Source organism: Phyllobacterium myrsinacearum (assembly GCF_014138285.1).
In the GTDB taxonomy this organism is placed as follows: Bacteria; Pseudomonadota; Alphaproteobacteria; order Rhizobiales; family Rhizobiaceae; genus Phyllobacterium; species Phyllobacterium myrsinacearum_A.
The window spans coordinates 453,916-472,576 of the sequence record NZ_JACGXN010000001.1 but is presented as its reverse complement, the minus strand read 5'-3'; the positions used below and the strand labels follow the sequence as shown (position 1 = coordinate 472,576).

13 protein-coding genes and 1 riboswitch are annotated in these 18,661 nt (G+C 58.9%); of the genes, 5 read left to right on the top strand and 8 right to left on the bottom strand.

Translation table 11 applies throughout. The annotated features are described in order from the left end of the window. Positions 1-28: 28 nt before the first annotated feature. From FHW16_RS02425 to FHW16_RS02410, 4 genes are all read right to left on the bottom strand, one after another. Positions 29-1,030 (bottom strand): ABC transporter permease, encoded by a 1,002-nt coding sequence (locus tag FHW16_RS02425; protein WP_182547571.1) that lies wholly within the window; start codon positions 1,028-1,030, stop codon positions 29-31. After that, positions 1,017-2,591, bottom strand: a complete 1,575-nt coding sequence (locus FHW16_RS02420) for a sugar ABC transporter ATP-binding protein (protein WP_182547570.1) — start codon at positions 2,589-2,591, stop codon at positions 1,017-1,019. The genes FHW16_RS02425 and FHW16_RS02420 overlap by 14 nt, the downstream gene beginning before the upstream one ends. Before the next feature lie 59 nt (positions 2,592-2,650). After that, positions 2,651-3,586 carry a sugar ABC transporter substrate-binding protein gene (locus tag FHW16_RS02415; protein ID WP_182547569.1) on the bottom strand — a complete coding sequence of 312 codons (936 nt, stop codon included), beginning with the start codon at positions 3,584-3,586 and terminating at the stop codon, positions 2,651-2,653. Between the two features lie 206 nt (positions 3,587-3,792). Beyond that, positions 3,793-4,590 carry a hypothetical protein gene (locus FHW16_RS02410; protein ID WP_182547568.1) on the bottom strand — a complete coding sequence of 266 codons (798 nt, stop codon included), beginning with the start codon at positions 4,588-4,590 and terminating at the stop codon, positions 3,793-3,795. Between the two features lie 474 nt (positions 4,591-5,064). On the opposite strand from FHW16_RS02410, the gene cysD reads away from it, so the two are divergent. The 3 genes from cysD (at position 5,065) to cysQ (ending at position 8,932) form a co-directional block, all read left to right on the top strand. Further along, positions 5,065-5,970, top strand: coding sequence for a sulfate adenylyltransferase subunit CysD (gene cysD / locus FHW16_RS02405; RefSeq protein WP_182547567.1), 906 nt, complete (start codon positions 5,065-5,067; stop codon positions 5,968-5,970). Then, a complete protein-coding gene (gene cysN, locus FHW16_RS02400; RefSeq protein ID WP_182547566.1) occupies positions 5,970-7,907 on the top strand; it encodes a sulfate adenylyltransferase subunit CysN in 1,938 nt (645 codons plus the stop codon). Before cysD ends, cysN begins: the two co-directional genes overlap by 1 nt. A gap of 212 nt (positions 7,908-8,119) precedes the next feature. Beyond that, positions 8,120-8,932 (top strand): 3'(2'),5'-bisphosphate nucleotidase CysQ, encoded by an 813-nt coding sequence (gene cysQ / locus FHW16_RS02395; RefSeq protein WP_182547565.1) that lies wholly within the window; start codon positions 8,120-8,122, stop codon positions 8,930-8,932. Positions 8,933-8,997: 65 nt separating this feature from the next. Here cysQ and FHW16_RS02390 read toward each other — a convergent pair whose 3' ends face one another. The 4 genes from FHW16_RS02390 to FHW16_RS02375 form a co-directional block, all read right to left on the bottom strand. Further along, positions 8,998-9,984, bottom strand: a complete 987-nt coding sequence (locus FHW16_RS02390; RefSeq protein ID WP_182548880.1) for a FecCD family ABC transporter permease — start codon at positions 9,982-9,984, stop codon at positions 8,998-9,000. A gap of 33 nt (positions 9,985-10,017) precedes the next feature. Continuing rightward, on the bottom strand, positions 10,018-10,965 hold the full coding sequence (locus tag FHW16_RS02385; protein WP_182547564.1) for an ABC transporter substrate-binding protein: 948 nt from the start codon (positions 10,963-10,965) through the stop codon (positions 10,018-10,020). Beyond that, a complete protein-coding gene (locus FHW16_RS02380; RefSeq protein WP_182547563.1) occupies positions 10,965-11,771 on the bottom strand; it encodes an ABC transporter ATP-binding protein in 807 nt (268 codons plus the stop codon). The genes FHW16_RS02385 and FHW16_RS02380 overlap by 1 nt, the downstream gene beginning before the upstream one ends. Before the next feature lie 127 nt (positions 11,772-11,898). After that, complete coding sequence (locus FHW16_RS02375) at positions 11,899-12,255, bottom strand: DUF1636 family protein (protein ID WP_182547562.1); 357 nt, start codon at positions 12,253-12,255, stop codon at positions 11,899-11,901. 105 nt (positions 12,256-12,360) lie between these two features. Further along, positions 12,361-12,573, bottom strand: a riboswitch (cobalamin riboswitch). 154 nt (positions 12,574-12,727) lie between these two features. Here FHW16_RS02375 and FHW16_RS02370 point away from each other — a divergent pair. Then, positions 12,728-16,060: a DUF2126 domain-containing protein gene (locus FHW16_RS02370; RefSeq protein WP_182547561.1), complete on the top strand. Its 3,333-nt coding sequence runs from the start codon at positions 12,728-12,730 to the stop codon at positions 16,058-16,060. Between the two features lie 198 nt (positions 16,061-16,258). After that, positions 16,259-18,655, top strand: coding sequence for a circularly permuted type 2 ATP-grasp protein (locus FHW16_RS02365; protein WP_182547560.1), 2,397 nt, complete (start codon positions 16,259-16,261; stop codon positions 18,653-18,655). The last annotated feature ends 6 nt before the right edge of the window (positions 18,656-18,661 follow it).

Here is an 18,661-nt window from a genome sequence, read left to right as displayed (position 1 = left end):
CCGTCTGAAGCCGGCAACGCCATATCCCCTATGCTTTCGTCAATCTTTCACGATATTTGTCAAGGATTACTGCAAGGATAATCACAAATCCGGTGATCATCTGGCGCATGAAATCGCTGAGGCCGAGCAGGATGAGGCCATTGGCGAGCACGCCGATGATGCAGGCGCCGAGCAGGGTGCCAACAACGCTGCCGCGCCCGCCGCTCAGGCTGGTGCCGCCGATGATGACAGCCGCGATGGCATTGAGCTCGAAACCGATCCCGATGATCGGGCTCGCGATGTTGAGGCGGGCCATGTAGATGATGGCGCCGATGCCGACGAGCACACCGCAGATGGTGAATGCCGCCACCTTGTAGAAGAACACGTTGTGTCCGGCGAGACGGGCCGCTTCCTCATTGTTGCCGATGCCGTAGAGCACGCGGCCGAACACGGTCTTGGTCAGGACGAACCAGCCGATCGCCACCAGTACTAGCGCAATCAGGAACAGGAGCGGAATGCCATAGAAGGTCTGCGAGCCGAAGGCGTTGAATGCTGCGGGAAAGGAATAGATGGTCGATGCATTGGTGACCTGCAGCGCTGCGCCGCGGGCAATGTTCAGCGTTCCCAATGTCACGATGAAGGAGGGGATCGCCCACCAGGCACTGATCAGGCCGTTGAGGAGGCCGAAGCCGATGCCGGCGACGATGGCGCTGATGGTGGCGAGGAACACGGCCACGGCAGGATCAAGCCCCGGCAAGGTCATGACCGTGCCCGCGACCACGGCGCAGAAGGACAGAACCGAACCCACGGACAGGTCGATGCCGCCGATCAGGATGACGAAGGTCATGCCGATGGAAAGCACCAGATTGATCGTCACCTGCGTCAGGATATTGGTGACATTGCTTGATGACAGGAAGTGCGGCGTGAAGGAAAAGACGATAATCAATGCGATGAGCGCGATGCCGATGCCTGCTTCGCGTAGCACGGTCTTTGTCGTGGTTGCGATGGTCTTGCTGCCCGCGGGCGCCGTAGTCAAATCAGTGGTGTCCATGGTTGCGTTCGTCCTTGTAGGCAAAGTTCAGGATGCGCTCTTCCGAAAAGTCCTCGCGCGCCACTTCACCGGCAATCCGGTGTTTCGACATGACGAGAATGCGGTCGCTGAGGGTGATCAGTTCGGGCAGTTCCGAGGAGACAATGAGAAGCGCGAGGCCTTTTTCCGAAAGGCCACGCAGCAGCGCATAGATTTCGGCCTTGGCGCCCACATCGACGCCGCGCGTCGGCTCGTCAAGCAGCAGGATCTTCGGATTGTTCGCCAGCCATTTGGCCAGCACCACCTTTTGCTGGTTCCCGCCTGACAGCGTGGAGACCGGATCGGCGGTATTGCCGTATTTCAGCTTGATCTCTCCGCCGAGTTGCTGTGCCAACCGGGTTTCTTCGCGCTTGTTGAGAAGGCCAAGCCGCGAGACCTTGCGCAGGCTCGCCAGCGTCACATTGGCTGCTATCGCCATGTCAAGGATCAGGCCTTCTTCCTTGCGGTCTTCCGTGACGAAACCGATGCCATCGCGAATGGCCTGCTTCGGATTGCTGTAGCGACGCGGCTGGCCGTCGCGTTCGAGTGTTCCGGACAGGGGAAGGTCAGCGGCAAAGATCGAGCGCAGCAATTCGGTGCGGCCGGAGCCGACGAGCCCGGCAATCCCCAGAATTTCGCCATAGCGAAGATCGAAGGAAACGCCTTCCGCATGGGGAGAGGCGGGGTGGCGCAGATTGCGCAGGGAGAGGGCGGTACGGCCGCCCGTGTCGAGATCGCGGGAAGCGGCCATGGCAGCAGCAAGCTGGCGTCCCACCATGTTCGTCACGAGCTGATCGGTCGTTGTTGCCGCGATATCCGCCGTCATGACGGATTCGCCGTTGCGCAGGACGGTAACCCGATCGCAGATCGAGAACACTTCATTGAGATGATGCGAGACAAACACCACCGCGACCCCTTTGGCCTTCAGGGCGGCGATGATCTGAAACAGCCGTTCGGTTTCGCGCGCGGTCAGCGTTGCCGTCGGCTCATCCAGAATGAGAATGCGGCTTTCACCCATCAGTGCACGGGCGATTTCCACCAGTTGGCGGTGCGCCACACCGAGGGATTCCACCGGCCGTCGCACATCGACATCACCCAGCCCGATAGCATCCAGCGCCTTGCGGGCTTTTTCATAAAGCGTGCGGAAATCAACCATGCCGAACGCCTTGCGCGGCATGTCTTCGAAACAGATGTTTTCGGCGACGGAAAGATAGGGCAGCAGATTGAATTCCTGATGCACCACCTGAATGCCGGCCTTTTTGGCATCGCCCGGTGTGTGCGGGTCATAAGCTTCACCGCCGAGCGTGATTGACCCGGCATCCCGCTGGATAATTCCGCACAGAATCTTGATCAGCGTTGACTTGCCCGCGCCATTTTCCCCGACAAGTGCATGCACCTCGCCGGGGCGCAGCGAAAAGCTGACGCCATTCAGCGCGACAACGCCGCCGAAGCGTTTCTTGACACCCGAGAGCTCTAGCACTGGTTCAACAACAGCACCTGCCGGTGCTGGAGCCGATGCGCCTGCTGTTTCAGTGTTTTCCATGATCACCGGACCCGGTTGGCGGCTGTACCTTGAGCGGTACAGCCGCTTGTTTGACCGTGTTACTTGACGTCGTCCGATGTAACGAGCTTGATATCGGTCTTGACCCAGCCTTCAAGCGGCTTGCCGCCAGCCACAACGCCAAGCGCCTTGTCGATGGCATTGGCGGCCATCAGCTGACCGAACTGGTCAACCGTGGCGAGAAGCTTCTTTTCCTTCAGCAACGGTTGAACCGCAGGGATGTTGTCAAAGCCGACAACCTCGATCTTGCCTGTTTTGCCGGCTGCTTCGATTGCCTTTACAACGCCCAGGACCATGGAGTCATTGGCCGCCATGACGCCCTGAATGTCAGGATGGGCTGTCAGCATGTTGGAGAACACGGTGTTGGCTTCTTCAGTTTCCCAATGGGCGGTGCGCGAGTCCAGAAGATCAAGTTTGCCTGCAGCAACGGAGTCCATGAAGCCGAGCTTGCGCTGGGCCGCGTTGTCGGCACCGGGATTACCTTCGATGATGACGACCTTTGCGCCTGCACCGAGCTTCTTGGCCAGTGCATCGCCCGCCATCTTGGCGCCTTCGCGGTTGTCAGGGCCGACAAAGGCGAGCTTCAGCCCGGCCTCTTCCTTGGCCTTGTCATCCAGTGCCACGTCAAAATTGACAACGGTGATACCGGCATCGACGGCACGCTTGATCGGCGGAACCAGAGCACGGGAATCGGAAGGCGCCACAACGATGGCATCAACCTTCTGGGTGATGAAGCTTTCGATGGCATTGATCTGCGTCTCGACATCGGTCTCGGACTGCATGCCGACAGCCTTGAGCGTATAGTCGCCACGCTTGGCTTCATGGGCCTTGGCGCCCTCCAGCATGTTCTTGAAGAATTCGTTGGCGAGCGACTTCATGACGAGCCCGACGACGGGCTTGTCGGCGGCAAAGCTGGCAGCGGGCATGGCGAGCGTGCCGACCAGAATGCTGGCGGCGATAAGGTGTGCGAATTTCATTGTATTCCTCCCAGAATAACAAAAGACAGTTCAGCTGTTTGCCATGTCCTCCAACATGGCGATGAAACGTTTCATCGCGTGAACGCAATAGCAGCGTCTCTGGCCAATAGGAGCCCGAAGATCATGGGAATGTCAATATGAAACGTTTCATTTGGTCAGAATGCATATTTCTGAAATCCTGACCGATGCTGGTTCGGTTGCAAACCTCACAGATAATCGGCAACCCGATTGACGGCCCAGTGGTAAAAACTCCCTTCGAGGGGAGGCTGGTTCGTCGGACCCTTTTTGTGGATGTGGAAGCCGATGAAATCGGGATGGTTGATCGGCTCAAGACCATAGGCGGGGTCGAAAATCCGCAAGGCATCACGCGCGGTCCAATAGTAGAAATTCTCCTTCGGCGCGGCGTCCTTGAAGAAACCGTAACGCTTGGCCATCCGCGAGATACCATCATTGGCGAACGTGGTGATGCCGATGGTTGCGGGCGTGACTTTCTGGCCGGTCATGCGGAACCATGCAGGACGCAGCACACGGCGCCGGAAACCCAGCCAGGACGGAACGATTTCCGTTCCTTCCATATACCTGTCGAATTCCGCGATAACAGGATTGTCCGGCGGCAGGTACATGGCGGAAACGCCCAGACGGAAATAGTTCTCCCGGGCAAGGTATGGCTTGTCCGTTGCCGGATGAAACTGCTTCAGCAGGTAAATATCGGTGTCGAGCCAGAAGCCTTCCTGCTTTTTCATCAGCGTCACGCGAAACAGGTCGCTGAACTGGCCGATGACACGGCTGGCTTTGGGAATATTTGGAAAATCCGGATCGATCCGCTGGAAGTATTTCTTGTCGAGAATAGTCGATGCATCGTGCAGCTCGACACCCTTCGGCAGGTTCTCGATCGCTTCGAACGCATAGAGTTTGACACGCTGTCCGGTCATGACCATTGACGCCAGACAGACCCGGTCAACTTCCCGCAAACGCGGCCCATACCAGAAAGTACAAATGTCCATGAAATTAATTCCGGAACTTCGGGTGAATTTAAATTCATTAATTTTCAGATGCATCTATGAGAGATGCTCATCCCGGTCAATCGTAATGTACACGTAACCTTCCGTTAAAGTTGCGGCAGTCGGGCACAACTTGAAATAAATTTCGTTCATCGGGGTTTGGCGATACCTTGTGCTGGATCAATTTTCCACGGATTGGCTTTTTTGAAAAAGTCAGACTCTCGCTTTCAACTTCACTGAAATGATGTTCTTATATTGGGTGTGTTTGCAGTAATAAATTGGCGTGAATTTGCCTTGCCTTGTGAAACCATCCTTTTCTTCCGGCAAGGCCTTCCACTATGGTTGCCGCGCGTATCGGCAAGTCGTAAGAAGCCGAAAAACTGGATCGATATTTGTTGCGGCGAACATCTGGAAATCGGAATGGCATCGAGCCGGCACGGACCGTGAGTTCCCGTAACACAGTGGATAGTGATTTTCATGACCAAGAGCCTGACGCATCTTCAGCGTCTTGAAGCCGAAGCAATCCATATTTTCCGCGAGGTTGCCGCAACATTTTCCAAACCGGTGATGCTGTATTCCATCGGCAAGGATTCTTCCGTCATGCTGCATCTGGCGATGAAGGCCTTCTATCCGGCCAAGCCGCCATTTCCGTTCCTGCATGTCGATACGACGTGGAAATTCAAGGAGATGATCGCGTTTCGTGATTCAGAGGCTAAGCGCCTTGGTTTCGATCTGCTGCTGCACAGCAATCAGGAAGGCATCGAACAGGGTATCAGCCCCTTCGTGCATGGATCGAATACCCATACCCATATCATGAAGACCGTCGCCCTGCGGCAGGCGCTCGACAAATATGGCTTCGACGCGGCCTTCGGCGGCGCACGGCGCGACGAGGAGAAATCTCGGGCGAAGGAGCGCATTTTCTCTTTCCGCAATGCGCAGCATTCGTGGGATCCGAAGAACCAGCGCCCGGAAATGTGGAAGATCTACAACACGCGGGTCGCCAAGGGTGAATCCATCCGTGTCTTCCCGATTTCCAACTGGACCGAACTCGATGTCTGGCAGTACATCATGCAGGAGAACATCCCGATCGTTCCACTCTATTACGCGGCCAAGCGGCCCGTGGTGGAGCGCGACGGTATGCTGATCATGCGCGACGACGAGCGCATGCAACTGCTGCCCGGCGAAGAGCTGCAGGAAAAGCTCGTTCGCTTTCGCACGCTGGGCTGCTATCCTCTGACCGGCGCAATTGAATCCGATGCCGTTACATTGCCGGAAATCGTCAGCGAAATGCTGATTGCCCGCACATCGGAGCGGCAGGGCCGCTTGATCGACAAGGATGAAGCCGGATCGATGGAGAAGAAGAAGCGCGAGGGCTATTTCTGATGAACACCGTTGCCCCGATTGAGGCTTCCGCTGCCGAGGAAATCCGCGCCTACATGGCCGAGCAGGAAAAGAAATCGCTGCTGCGTTTCCTCACCTGCGGTTCGGTCGATGATGGCAAGTCAACATTGATCGGCCGTCTGCTCTACGATACCAAGCTGATCTTCGAGGACCAGTTGGCCGCCCTGCAGAACGACAGCCGCAAGCACGGCACCAATGGCGAGGATATTGATTTCGCGCTGCTGGTGGATGGGTTGGAGGCCGAGCGCGAGCAGGGCATCACCATTGACGTCGCCTACCGCTTCTTCTCGACGCCCAAGCGCAAGTTCATCGTCGCCGATACACCGGGTCACGAGCAATACACCCGCAACATGGCGACAGGTGCCTCCACCGCCGATCTCGCCATTGTGCTTGTCGATGCGCGTCAGGGTATTTTGCGGCAAACGCGCCGCCACAGTTTCATTGCCTCGCTGCTGGGCATCCGCAACATCGTTCTGGCCATCAACAAGATCGATCTTGTCGATTATTCCCAGGAGATTTTTGACAGGATCGTTGCCGACTATCAGGCCTTTGCCGATAAGCTCGGCTTCCAGTCGATCCAGCCCATTCCGCTATCGGCGCGCTTTGGCGACAATGTGATTTCCGCCTCCGCCAACATGCCCTGGTACAAGGGCCCGGCACTGCTCGAACATCTTGAAAACGTGCCGTTGGCCGACGCGGATGAAGAGCGCCCGTTCCGTTTTCCGGTGCAATATGTCAACCGGCCCAATCTCGACTTTCGCGGCTTCTCCGGTACCATCGCGTCCGGTGTCGTGTCACAGGGAGATGAGGTGGTTGTCGCCAAATCCGGCAAGTCCTCGCGGGTCAAGCGCGTCGTCACGCAGGACGGAGACCTTGCCCGGGCTGTTGAAGGCCAGGCGGTCACACTGGTGCTGGAGGATGAGGTTGAGGTGTCACGCGGCAATATGCTGGTAGCACCCGGCGCCCGCCCTGAAGTGGCGGATCAGTTCGCCGCGCATCTCGTCTGGTTCTCCGAACACGCGCTGATCCCCGGCCGTTCCTACATCCTGCGGACGGAAACGGATCAGGCGACAGCCACGATCACCGACCTCAAATATCGAATCGATATCAACACCTTCGCGCAGGAAGCGGCAAAATCGCTTGACCTGAATGAAGTCGGCGTCGTCAACATTTCGACGCAGGAGCCGGTTGCCTTCGATCCATACAAGTCGAACCGCTCGACCGGATCGTTCATTCTGATCGACCGGCTTACCAACGCCACTGTCGGCGCGGGCATGATCGACTTCGGCCTGCGCCGCGCATCCAACGTGCATTGGCAGGCGCTGGATGTCAGCAAGGCATCGCGCGCTGACCAGAAGAACCAGAAACCGGCGGTCATTTGGTTCACCGGCCTTTCCGGTTCCGGCAAGTCAACCATTGCCAATCTGATGGAGAAACGCCTCTCGTCGCTCGGCAAGCACACCTATATTCTCGATGGTGACAACGTGCGCCATGGGCTCAACCGCGACCTTGGCTTCACCGAAGAGGACCGGGTGGAAAACATCCGTCGTGTCGGCGAAGTCGCCAAGCTGATGGTCGATGCTGGCCTGATCGTACTGGTCTCGTTCATTTCGCCGTTCCGTTCGGAGCGCCGCATGGTGCGCGAACTTCTCGCCGATGGCGAGTTTCTCGAAGTTTTTGTTGATACGCCGTTCGAGGAATGCGCCCGCCGCGATCCGAAAGGTCTCTATGCCAAAGCACTGCGCGGCGAGATCAAGAATTTCACCGGCGTCGACTCGCCCTATGAAGCGCCCGAGAATCCGGAACTGCATCTGCACACGGTTGGCAGGACGACAGAGGTGCTTGCATCGGAGGTGGAAAAGCTGCTGACGGACCACGGCATCATTTTCAGCTACGATCAAAGTTCGTGGTCGATCTAGGTGATACCGGTGTTGTTCACCCCCCTCTGCCCTGTCGGGCTCCCGGGTGAGCCACGGGTCTCGCCCGTCCTTCGGACCCCCCGCAAGGGGGGAGATCAGCCTTCACAGCTATTTCGACCAGTTCTGAGATATTGCATGCCAAGTGAAAATGTTGATGTCGATGTGATCTCCCCCCTTGCGGGGGAGATGCCCGACAGGGCAGAGGGGGGTGCATGACATTCACTCTTCCAACCCTCGACCACCCGGGCCTGCTCGCCCTGTTCGAAACAACTGCCATAGCCGCTGGTCAGGAAATCCTGCGCATTTATGCCAAGGGCTGTGATTTCGAACTGAAGGACGACAAGTCGCCGGTGACGGAGGCCGATCACGCTGCCGAAGCTATCATTCAGGCAGCCTTGCGCAGGGCGACGCCTGATATTCCCGTCGTGGCCGAAGAGGAAATTTCCGGTGGTCATGTGCCGGGTGATCTTGGTGCACGGTTCTATCTGGTTGATCCGCTTGACGGGACGCGGGAATTTGTCAGCCGCAACGGTGATTTCACGGTCAACATCGCCCTCATCGAGCACGGTGCGCCGGTGCTCGGCGTGGTGTATGCGCCGGTGCGCGGCGTCCTGTTCATTGGCGGGGCCGGTGGTGCGGAAGAAGTCAGCATCGGCGAAGACGGGTCTGTGACGGCACGCAAGGCGATATCGTGCCGCAAACTGCCGGATGAACTGATTGCAGTTGCCAGTCGTTCGCACCGCACGCCGGAAACGGATGCTTATCTGGAGAAATTCAGTGTCGCCGACTGTGTTTCTGTAGGATCGTCGCTGAAATTTGGTCTGCTGGCGCGGGGCGAGGCGGATATCTATCCGCGTTTCGGCCGGACGATGGAATGGGATACGGCGGCGGGCGATGCGGTCCTGCGGGCTGCCGGAGGCATAACCCTGACACTGGATGGAAATCCGCTCACCTACGGCCGCCGCAATCAGGCTGATGATGCCGATTTCGCCAATCCGAATTTCGTGGCCTGGGGCAGGTTATAGCCTGATCGCAATGCCATTGCGCATGGTCGAACCACGAATCAGGCAGGGGGCTTTTGCAATCCAATCTACCCCGGCCGCTTTCTCAACAAAATCGTCACCACAAAAAACGCACCGATTGAACTCGTGACAATGCCGATCGGCAATTCCTGCGGTGCCAGCAGCAGGCGGGCAGCAAGATCGCTGAGCAGGATCAGCAGGGCCCCGAGCAGGGCACAGGTAACAATCAATCCCGCATGCAGCTGACCCGAAAAACGCCGGGCAATATGCGGGATCATCAGGCCAACGAAGCCGATGACGCCCGCCACCGAGACAAAAATCGCGGTAGAGAAGGCACAGACGATGAACACCGTATTACGGATGCGGGTCACCCTTATGCCAAGGCTTTCCGCCGTGTTTTCGCCCGCCAGCAGGGCGTCGAGATTGCGATGGTTGTAAAGGGCGTAGATGAGGATAGCGGCTAGCCCGACAAGGGCGAGCGGCAGGTTTTCCCAGCGGGCAAGACCAAGGCCGCCGAGCGTCCAGAACATCACGGAATGGGCGGCGCGCTGGTCGCCGGCAAACACCATGTAATTGGTCAGCGCGGCAAACAGGAAGGAGACGGCAAGACCAGCCAGGATCAGCCGTTCCGGGCCCTGTCCCTGCACGCGCCGTACCAGCATCAGCACGACAATGGCCGCCAGCATGCCGCCGCAGAACGCGGCAACCGGCAGCGTCCAGATGCCGAAGCGGTCGCCGATGACCGTGATGACCGAGACTGCACCAGCCGCAGCGCCGTTGGACAGTCCAAACAGGAACGGATCGGCGAGATCATTCCGGGTGACGGTTTGCAGCAGCGCGCCGATGACACCGAGCCCAGCGCCAACGCAAATGGCTAGGATGACCCGAGGCAGGCGCAGATCGACGATGATCTTGCCGACCGGACCGTTGACGGCGGTATCGGAGAGACCAGCGGCATGGGTGAGGGCGCGCAGCACATCGCCGAGCGGAATAACCGTCGCGCCATAGGCAATGGATACGAGGGCGAGGGCCAGAATGGCCACCACCCCCGTCATAAGTGTCAGATGCTGACGGACAGGCAGATGCACTCAGAAGGCTTCCGGATGCATGGCCTTGGCCATCTTGGCAATCGCTTCGATATTGGCCGGGCCGGGCGTGAGTTCGGCGTAACGCAGGGCAACAAAGCGGTTGTTCTTGACCGCATCGGTTTCCTTCATCGCCGGATGGGACTTGAGGAAGTCGAGCAGCTTCTGGTAGCCCGCATCATCCTGATAATCCAGAAGGACAAGGAATTCCGGATTGCGTGTCGCAACGGTTTCCCACGAGGTGGTGCCCCAGCTGGTGTCGAGATCGGCCATGATGTTGGTGCCCCCGGCTTCGCTGATCATCGCCGTCGGTATGGCGAACTTGCCCGCCGTGAACGGCTTGTCCTCGCCGGAATCGTAAAGGAAGACGCGGGTGCCGTTCTTGTCACCAATCTTGGTCTTGATCGCGGCAAGCTCTGCCTTCCAGTCGTTGACCAGTTTGTTGGCCTCGTCTTCCCTATCGAAAATCTTGCCCAGCTTTTCCATGTCGCCATAGAGCAGATCCATCGAGGCGGCAGGCCGATTCTTGTCGAGATGGATACAGCTTTCGGTCAGTTCGAGCGTCTTGATGCCATGCGGCGCCAGCGTGTCGGGGGTGACTTCACCGCCCGGCTTCATGCCGTAATTCCAGCCGGCAAAGAAGAAATCGGGTTCAACCGCGATAAGATTTTCAAGGGTCGGATATTTGGGCGCAAGCTCGGGAATGGAGCCCTGCTGTTTCTTGAACGCGTCGTCCAGCTTGTACCAGCCGGTAATGCCGGATACGCCAACCATCGAGGACTGCAGGTGTAGGGCGAAGGCCATTTCGCTCATATTGATGTCCTGAACGACTGCACGTTTGGGCGCTGAATCAAAAGTGAGGGGCTTGCCACAACTATCCACCGTGACAGGAAACGCCCAGGCGGGTGCTGATAGCGCCGACAATGCGAGGGCGAGCAATATTCTTTTCATCAAATTCTCCGTAACTGAGCAGTTTGTTTTGTTGTTGGCTCTGGTGCTTCGAACACCATGAGATCGCGATCCTGCGAGGGATGACGCAGGCGCAGGACATCGAGATCAAAGACGTCGCTGACGATACGCGGCGTCAGCGTTTCATCGGGAGTGCCTGATGCAACCAGTTGGGCGCTATGCATGACGGCGACATGGGTGGCGAATGGTGCGACCAGCGGCAGATCGTGCAGCACTGCGATGGTCGTCACGTCGAGGCCGGCGACGAGCGCCAAAAGTTCGCTGCGCGCCTTCGGATCGAGATGATTGGTGGGCTCATCCAGAAACAGGATGTCCGGCTGCTGGGCGATGGCACGCGCCAGTTGTACACGCTGTCTTTCTCCGCCAGAGAGTGAACCGATGGGACGGCGCGAAAACGCGGCGATCCTGGCGCGAAACAAGGCCTCCGCCACGATGTCGTGATCTTTCGCTCTGGTCAGGGTGCCAATATGCGGAATGCGGCCGAAAGACACATAATCCTCCACCAGCAACTGCGGGTCCGGCGCATCACTCTGACCGACGAAGGCAAACTTTTTGGCTCTTTCCTTCGACGAAAGCCGGTCGATGGCCGTATTGCCGAAATAGATGCGGCCGGAGGTGGGACGCAGCAGACCGGCCAGCATACGCAGAAGCGTCGATTTCCCTGCACCGTTCGGTCCGATGATGGCAAGACGCGCACCGCGCACGATGTCGAGCGATACGTCGTCTACGAGCATTTGGCCCGAGGTGCGGAACGTCACCTCGTCGGCGCGCAGGGCGAGGTGGCTCATGGACGGATATCCGTCACTGCAGGCAAGGCACATGGTGTCAGATCCCAAACCGGTAAATTCCGTTGCGCTATTGTCGGTGTATCGTTGTCGTATAGTAACGTTATAACATTGGTCAATGCTTGATATGTCATAGGTGCGCCGGAATGCGTGCGAGTGTCTTGTCGTAAAGGCCTTGCGGGCGTTGCGACGCCTTGGACCAGCCGTCGGTAAGGTCGCGATATATCCGGGCAAAATCGACGAGATCGGTAAAGTCTATATCAGGGTCGATGTCGCCGAAGAGATACTGCGCTTTGTCAGGTGCGCGGAACGCCACTGTGCACGGGCGTTCGCAACCCGCCATGCAGCCAACGCCACGCACCTCATAGGCGAGATGGTCACCGAGTTCGGCCTGAAGCCTGTCGACAAGTTGCTGTCCCGGCCGCGACAGGCCGTCGGTGGCCTTGCACAGGGTGCAGACAATAATCTGGTGGTTGGCGGTCGTCATGCCTGTCCATTGTTTCTCGAACAAAGGTCAGGGAACGCAGACAATGCATCAACGCGAACCATGCGCGGGAAACATCGCATCGCTCCCGGCACACCCCGTCCGGTTCGAATTCTAGATATGATGGCAGGTCTCCTGGCTCGCGGATCCTTGCTTCGCCTTGCCTTCCCGACCTTGCGGTCAGTGGCATGTCAGGCGTCGCTCATCGCTTACAGTTGCGGGGGCAGCCACGGTCTCGGTCCCTTTTGGGTACGCCTCACCGTGTTCCCTTTTCATCTCCCGCGTTGTCTTGCCGGAGAAACCATCGGCGCGGATGCTATGCGGGCAGATGCATTGTTGCAAGCACGTTTATGCGGCAATTTTTGAGGCTGCCAAATTTTTTGGCAAATGAAAGATTTCAATTGGCCGACAACTCGTTAGAGTGTCGGGAGCATTTGTGGAATCATAGCTTTTCGAAACCGATTTTTGAGGCGACATGGCAATTCACGCAGCAGTCTATCACCTGACGCATTACAAGTATGACCGGCCCATCATGCTCGGGCCGCAGATTATCCGGCTCCAGCCAGCGCCCCATTCCAGAACCAAGGTTCTCAGCCATTCCCTGAAAGTCAGTCCGGCCAATCATTTCGTCAACCTGCAGCAGGATCCCTACGGCAATTTCCTCGCCCGTTTTGTCTTTCCCGAACCGGTTACGGAACTGAAAATCGAGGTTGATCTCGTTGCCGACATGACAGTCTACAATCCGTTCGACTTCTTTGTCGAACCGGTCGCCGAGACTTGGCCCTTCAGCTATCCCGAAGAGATAAGCGACGATCTGTCGATCTACATGAAACCGGAACCGGCGGGGCCGCTCGTTTCCGCGTTCCTCGAAACGATTGATCGCACGCCCACCAACACAGTGAATTTCGTGGTTGATCTCAACGCACGTATCCAGCGCGAGATCGGCTATGTCATCCGCATGGAAACCGGCGTTCAGGAGCCCGATGCCACATTGAACCTGCGTTCGGGATCGTGCCGGGATTCAAGCTGGCTGCTGGTGCAGGTTCTGCGCAATCTCGGGTTGGCTGCGCGGTTTGTCTCCGGCTACCTCATCCAGCTGAAGCCTGATCTCGTCGCCATCGATGGTCCCGCCGGAACGGACAAGGATTTTACCGATCTCCACGCATGGTGCGAAGTCTATCTGCCGGGGGCAGGCTGGATCGGCCTTGATCCTACGTCAGGGCTCCTGACCGGCGAAAGCCACGTGCCGCTTGCCGCCACGCCGCATTACCGCAACGCAGCACCCATTTCCGGCATGGCGGAATTCGCCAACGTGGAATTCGGTTTCGATATGCGCGTGACGCGTGTGTCCGAGCATCCGCGCATCACCAAACCGTTTTCGGACGAATCCTGGAATGCGCTCGATGCTCTCGGTGAAAAGGTGGATGCCATCCTGAAAGAGCGGGATGTGCGCCTGACCATGGGCGGCGAGCCCACATTCGTGTCCATCGATGATTTTGAATCGGGCGAATGGAACACCGATGCGGTGGGGCCGACGAAGCGGGAAAAGGCCGACAAGCTGATCCGCCGGTTGCGTGAGCGCTTCGCCCCGGGCGGTTTTCTGCATTACGGGCAGGGCAAATGGTATCCGGGCGAGAGCCTGCCGCGCTGGACGTTCTCGCTCTACTGGCGCAAGGACGGCAAGCCGATCTGGGTCAACCCCGATCTGATCGCGCCCGAGAACAGCACGGTTGACGTCAAGCCGGAAGATGCCGGGAAACTTCTCGTCGCATTGGCGGAAGAGCTTGGCGTTGAAGAGGAGATGGTCGCGCCCGCCTACGAGGATCCCGCCGAATGGATCGTCAAGGAAGGCAATCTCCCTGACAATGTCGATCCCTCCAACTCAAAACTAAAGGACCCGGAAGAGCGCAGCCGTATCGCCCGGGTTTTTGAACGCGGTCTGACCGAACCGAGCGGCTTTGTCCTGCCGGTGCAACGCTGGAACAGTCAGGCGTCAGGGCCGCGCTGGCGCAGCGAGAAATGGAAGACACGGCGCGGCAAGCTGTTTCTTGTGCCGGGGGATTCGCCTGTCGGATACCGTCTGCCGCTTGGTGCCCTGCCGCATGTTCCGGCTTCTGAGTATCCCTATATCGTTCCGGTCGATCCTTCGGTGGATCGTGGAGCATTGCCGGAGCCCTTACCGCGCACCGCGCCGCAGCCGCGTGAAAGCACATTGGCCGTCGCGTCCTTTACCGCGGCTGAAGGCAATCAGCAGGAGAGGGTGGAGCAGGAACTCGGTGAAATCGGCGGGGCAGTGCGCACCGCCATATCGGTGGAGCCGAGGGATGGGCGCCTCAGCGTGTTCATGCCGCCGGTCGAGGCGCTTGAAGACTATCTGGAACTGGTGGCGGCTGCAGAAGCTGCTGCCCACAAACTGGGCCTGCCGGTGCATATCGAAGGCTATGGCCCGCCGCAGGATCCTCGCGTCAGCGTCATCCGCGTTGCGCCGGATCCGGGTGTGATCGAGGTGAATATCCACCCGGCCACCAACTGGCGCGACTGCGTGGAGACGACGACCGCGATCTATGAGGAAGCGCGGGAGACGCGTCTCGGTGCCGATAAATTCATGATCGATGGCCGTCATACGGGCACCGGCGGCGGCAACCATGTGGTGGTCGGCGGTGAAACGCCTGCCAACAGCCCGTTCCTGCGCCGCCCTGATCTGCTGAAAAGCCTTGTCCTGCACTGGCAGCGCCATCCATCGCTGTCCTACATGTTCTCCGGCCTGTTCATCGGTCCAACCAGTCAGGCGCCGCGCATCGACGAGGCGCGGCACGACAGTATGTACGAGCTGGAAATCGCCTTGGCTCAGGTGCCCCGGCCGGGCGAAGGCACGCCGCCTTTGCCATGGCTGGTCGACCGGCTGTTCCGCAATCTGCTGGTGGATGTCACCGGCAACACGCATCGTTCGGAAATCTGCATCGACAAGCTGTTCTCGCCCGATGGTCCCACGGGGAGGCTCGGTCTGGTCGAGTTCCGCGGTTTCGAGATGCCGCCCAATGCACGTATGAGTCTTGCCCAGCAATTGCTGATCCGCGCGCTGATCGCCCGGTTCTGGAACAACCCGATTCAGGGCAACTTTGTCCGCTGGGGAACGTCGCTGCATGACCGCTTCATGCTGCCGGCCTTTGTCTGGCAGGATTTCCTCGATGTTCTCGCCGACCTGCGCGAGAACGGCTTTGATTTCCGGCCGGAATGGTTTGAAGCACAGCTGGAGTTCCGCTTTCCCTTCTGCGGCGAAATCGAAAATGAAGGCGTGAAGCTGGAAATCCGGCAGGCGCTGGAGCCGTGGCATGTCATGGGCGAGCAGGGTGCCATCGGCGGCACGGTGCGCTTCGTCGATTCATCGGTGGAACGGCTTCAGGTCAAGGTCGACGGTTTCAACCCGGCGCGTTACAGCGTGGCCTGCAACGGCCGCGAGGTGCCGCTGAAAATGACGGACAGCCAGGGCACGGCAGTTGCCGGGGTGCGCTACAAGGCGTGGCAGCCGCGCTCCGGCCTGCATCCGATGATTCCTGTCAACACGCCGCTGGTCTTCGATATTTACGACCAGTGGTCGCAACGCGCGATTGGCGGTTGCGTCTATCATGTCGCACACCCCGGCGGGCGCAGCTATGATACGTTCCCGGTCAACTCGAACGAGGCTGAAGCGCGCCGGCTTGCGCGTTTCGAGCCGCGCGGCCATACGGCAGGGGGATATGAATTGCGCAGGGAACAGCCATCGGGTGAATTTCCGATGACCCTTGATCTGAGAAGGCCAAGGCATTGAGGTCGTGCGATTGATGGACGTGGAGATTTCACCCCCCTCTGCCCTGTCGGGCATCTCCCCCGCAAGGGGGGAGATCGGCCTTCATTATTGTTTCAGGCAACCTTTACTGTTGAAGCTTGAACAACACCATCGATGCCGATGTGATCTCCCCCCTTGCGGGGGAGACGGGCGACAGCCCAGAGGGGGGTATCGTAATCCATGTCACAGAGTGTGAAATCCACCCCGCCCTCCGGTCTTCTCGCGGGCTACAAGCCGCTGCAGGGCGTCGCGGATGAGATGATTGATCCCGACGGGGCTGTCCGGCCCGGTTGGGAAAAGCTGCTGCGCTCGCTCGACACCCTCGGCCCCGACAAGCTCGCCACCCGTTTTGCCCGTGCCAATCAGTATCTGCACGACGCGGGTGTGTTTTACCGTGTCTATGACGAGACCGGGACACAGGAGCGCGAATGGCCGCTCGCCCATATCCCGATTCTCATCAACGAGGATGATTGGCGCGCCATCACGACAGGGTTGACCCAGCGCGCCGATCTTCTGGAGGATATTGTTGCCGATATCTATGGCGACAACCGGCTGGTGCGCGATGGGCTGCTGCCGCCGGATCTGATCGCGTCGAACCCGGAGTTCCTGCATCCCGTAGCCGGTATCAAACCTGCGAGCGGGCATTTCCTGCATTTCTGCGCCTTTGAGCTCGGGCGCGCACCGAATGGCCAGTGGTGGGTGCTGGGTGACCGCACGCAGGCGCCCTCGGGTGCCGGATTTGCGCTGGAAAACCGTGTTGCCACCACCCGGGCATTATCGGATATTTCCACGGCGATGAATGTTCATCGCCTCGCCGGGTTCTTCAAGGATTTCCGCGATTCCCTGCAGAGCCTGATCCATGATCCTGCAGGCCGCGCGGCTATTCTCACGCCGGGACCGAACAACGAAACCTATTTCGAACACGCCTATATCGCCCGTTATCTCGGCATCATGCTGCTGGAGGGCGATGACCTGACCGTCAGCAAGGGCAGGGTCATGGTGCGTACCGTTTCCGGCCTCAAGCCCATCGACGTCTTATGGCGGCGCATGGATGCCGCCTATATGGACCCGCTGGAACTGAAATCGGATTCGTGGATCGGCACACCAGGCATGGTTGGCGCGCTGCGCCAACGTTCCGTCTCGCTGGTCAATGCGCTGGGATCGGGCATTCTTGAAACCCGGGCATTGCTCGCCTTCCTTCCCGCGATTTCCAAAGCCCTGCACGACCGTGATCTCGCCTTGCCCAGCATTGCCACGTGGTGGTGCGGTCAGGAGAAGGAACGGCAGCAGGTGATAAAGCGGTTGGACCAGATGATGGTCGGTCCGGCGCTGTCGACGCGGTTGCCGTTTGAAGATGTGCAGGCCACGGTTCTGGGTTCTGCGCTGGACGACGCGGCGCGTCAGGCATTGCTGCAGAAACTGCAGACCGATGGTCGCGGACTGGTTGGTCAGGAAGCAGTCAAACTGTCGACGACGCCGGTCTATGTGGACGGCAAGCTGGAACCGCGCCCCTTTGTCCTGCGCGTCTTTGCAGCGCGCCACCGCGATGGCTGGAGTTTCATGCCGGGCGGTTTTGCCCGCGTTGGTTTCACGCTCGACACGGCCGCAATCGCCATGCAGCGCGGCGGCCAGGCGGCGGATGTGTGGATCACCAGTTCGGCACCCGTGCGCAAGGACACGCTGCTGCCGCGCGAGGATGACGCCTTCCGCCGCAACGTGCCGGGCACGCTGCCGAGCCGTGCAGCCGAAAACCTGATGTGGATGGGGCGCTATATCGAGCGTGCGGAAGCCACGGCGCGTATTCTGCGGGCCTGTCATGCCCGCTATGCCGAGACCGCCAATGCGGAGTTGCCGCTGTTGACGGAAATGCGTGATCAGCTCAAGCCGATGGGTATCGACCTTGATGAGGCCGTTCCAAAGGGGCTCTTGCGCTCCATCGATGGCGCCATGCTGAGTGCCGGGCGTATCCGCGACCGTTTCTCGCCCGATGGCTGGCTGGCATTGCGCGATCTGTCAAAGACCGTTCACCGTTTTCAGGATGTCGTCTCGCAGGGCGATGACGGCACCCGCGCCATGACCATTATCCTGCGCAAGCTCGCCGGGTTCTCCGGTCTGGTGCATGAAAACATGTATCGTTTCACCGGATGGCGTTTCCTTGAAATCGGCCGCAGGCTGGAACGCGGTATCCAGATGGCGCGTATCCTCGCGAACCTGTCGCGGCATGAAGCGCCGGAAGGTGCGTTGGAAATGCTGCTGGAAATCGGCGACAGCGTCATGACGCACCGGCGGCAGTACAGCGTCTATTCCGGGCGTCTGAGCGTGCTTGACCTTCTGGCGCTTGACCCGCTCAATCCCCGCTCGATCATTTTCCAGCTGGATGCGCTCAAAACCGAGTTCAACCTGTTGCCGCAGCGCGAGGCGGGTGCGCATATGCCCGCCTTTTCCAAGGATGTGCTGCGTCTTCACACGCAGCTTGCCATCATGGAATCGAGTGAACTGACCGCCGACACACTGCATGATCTTGCCAGTGAAATCGGCGCGCTGTCCGATACCATCTCCGACACGTATTTTGCCTGAGGTGGT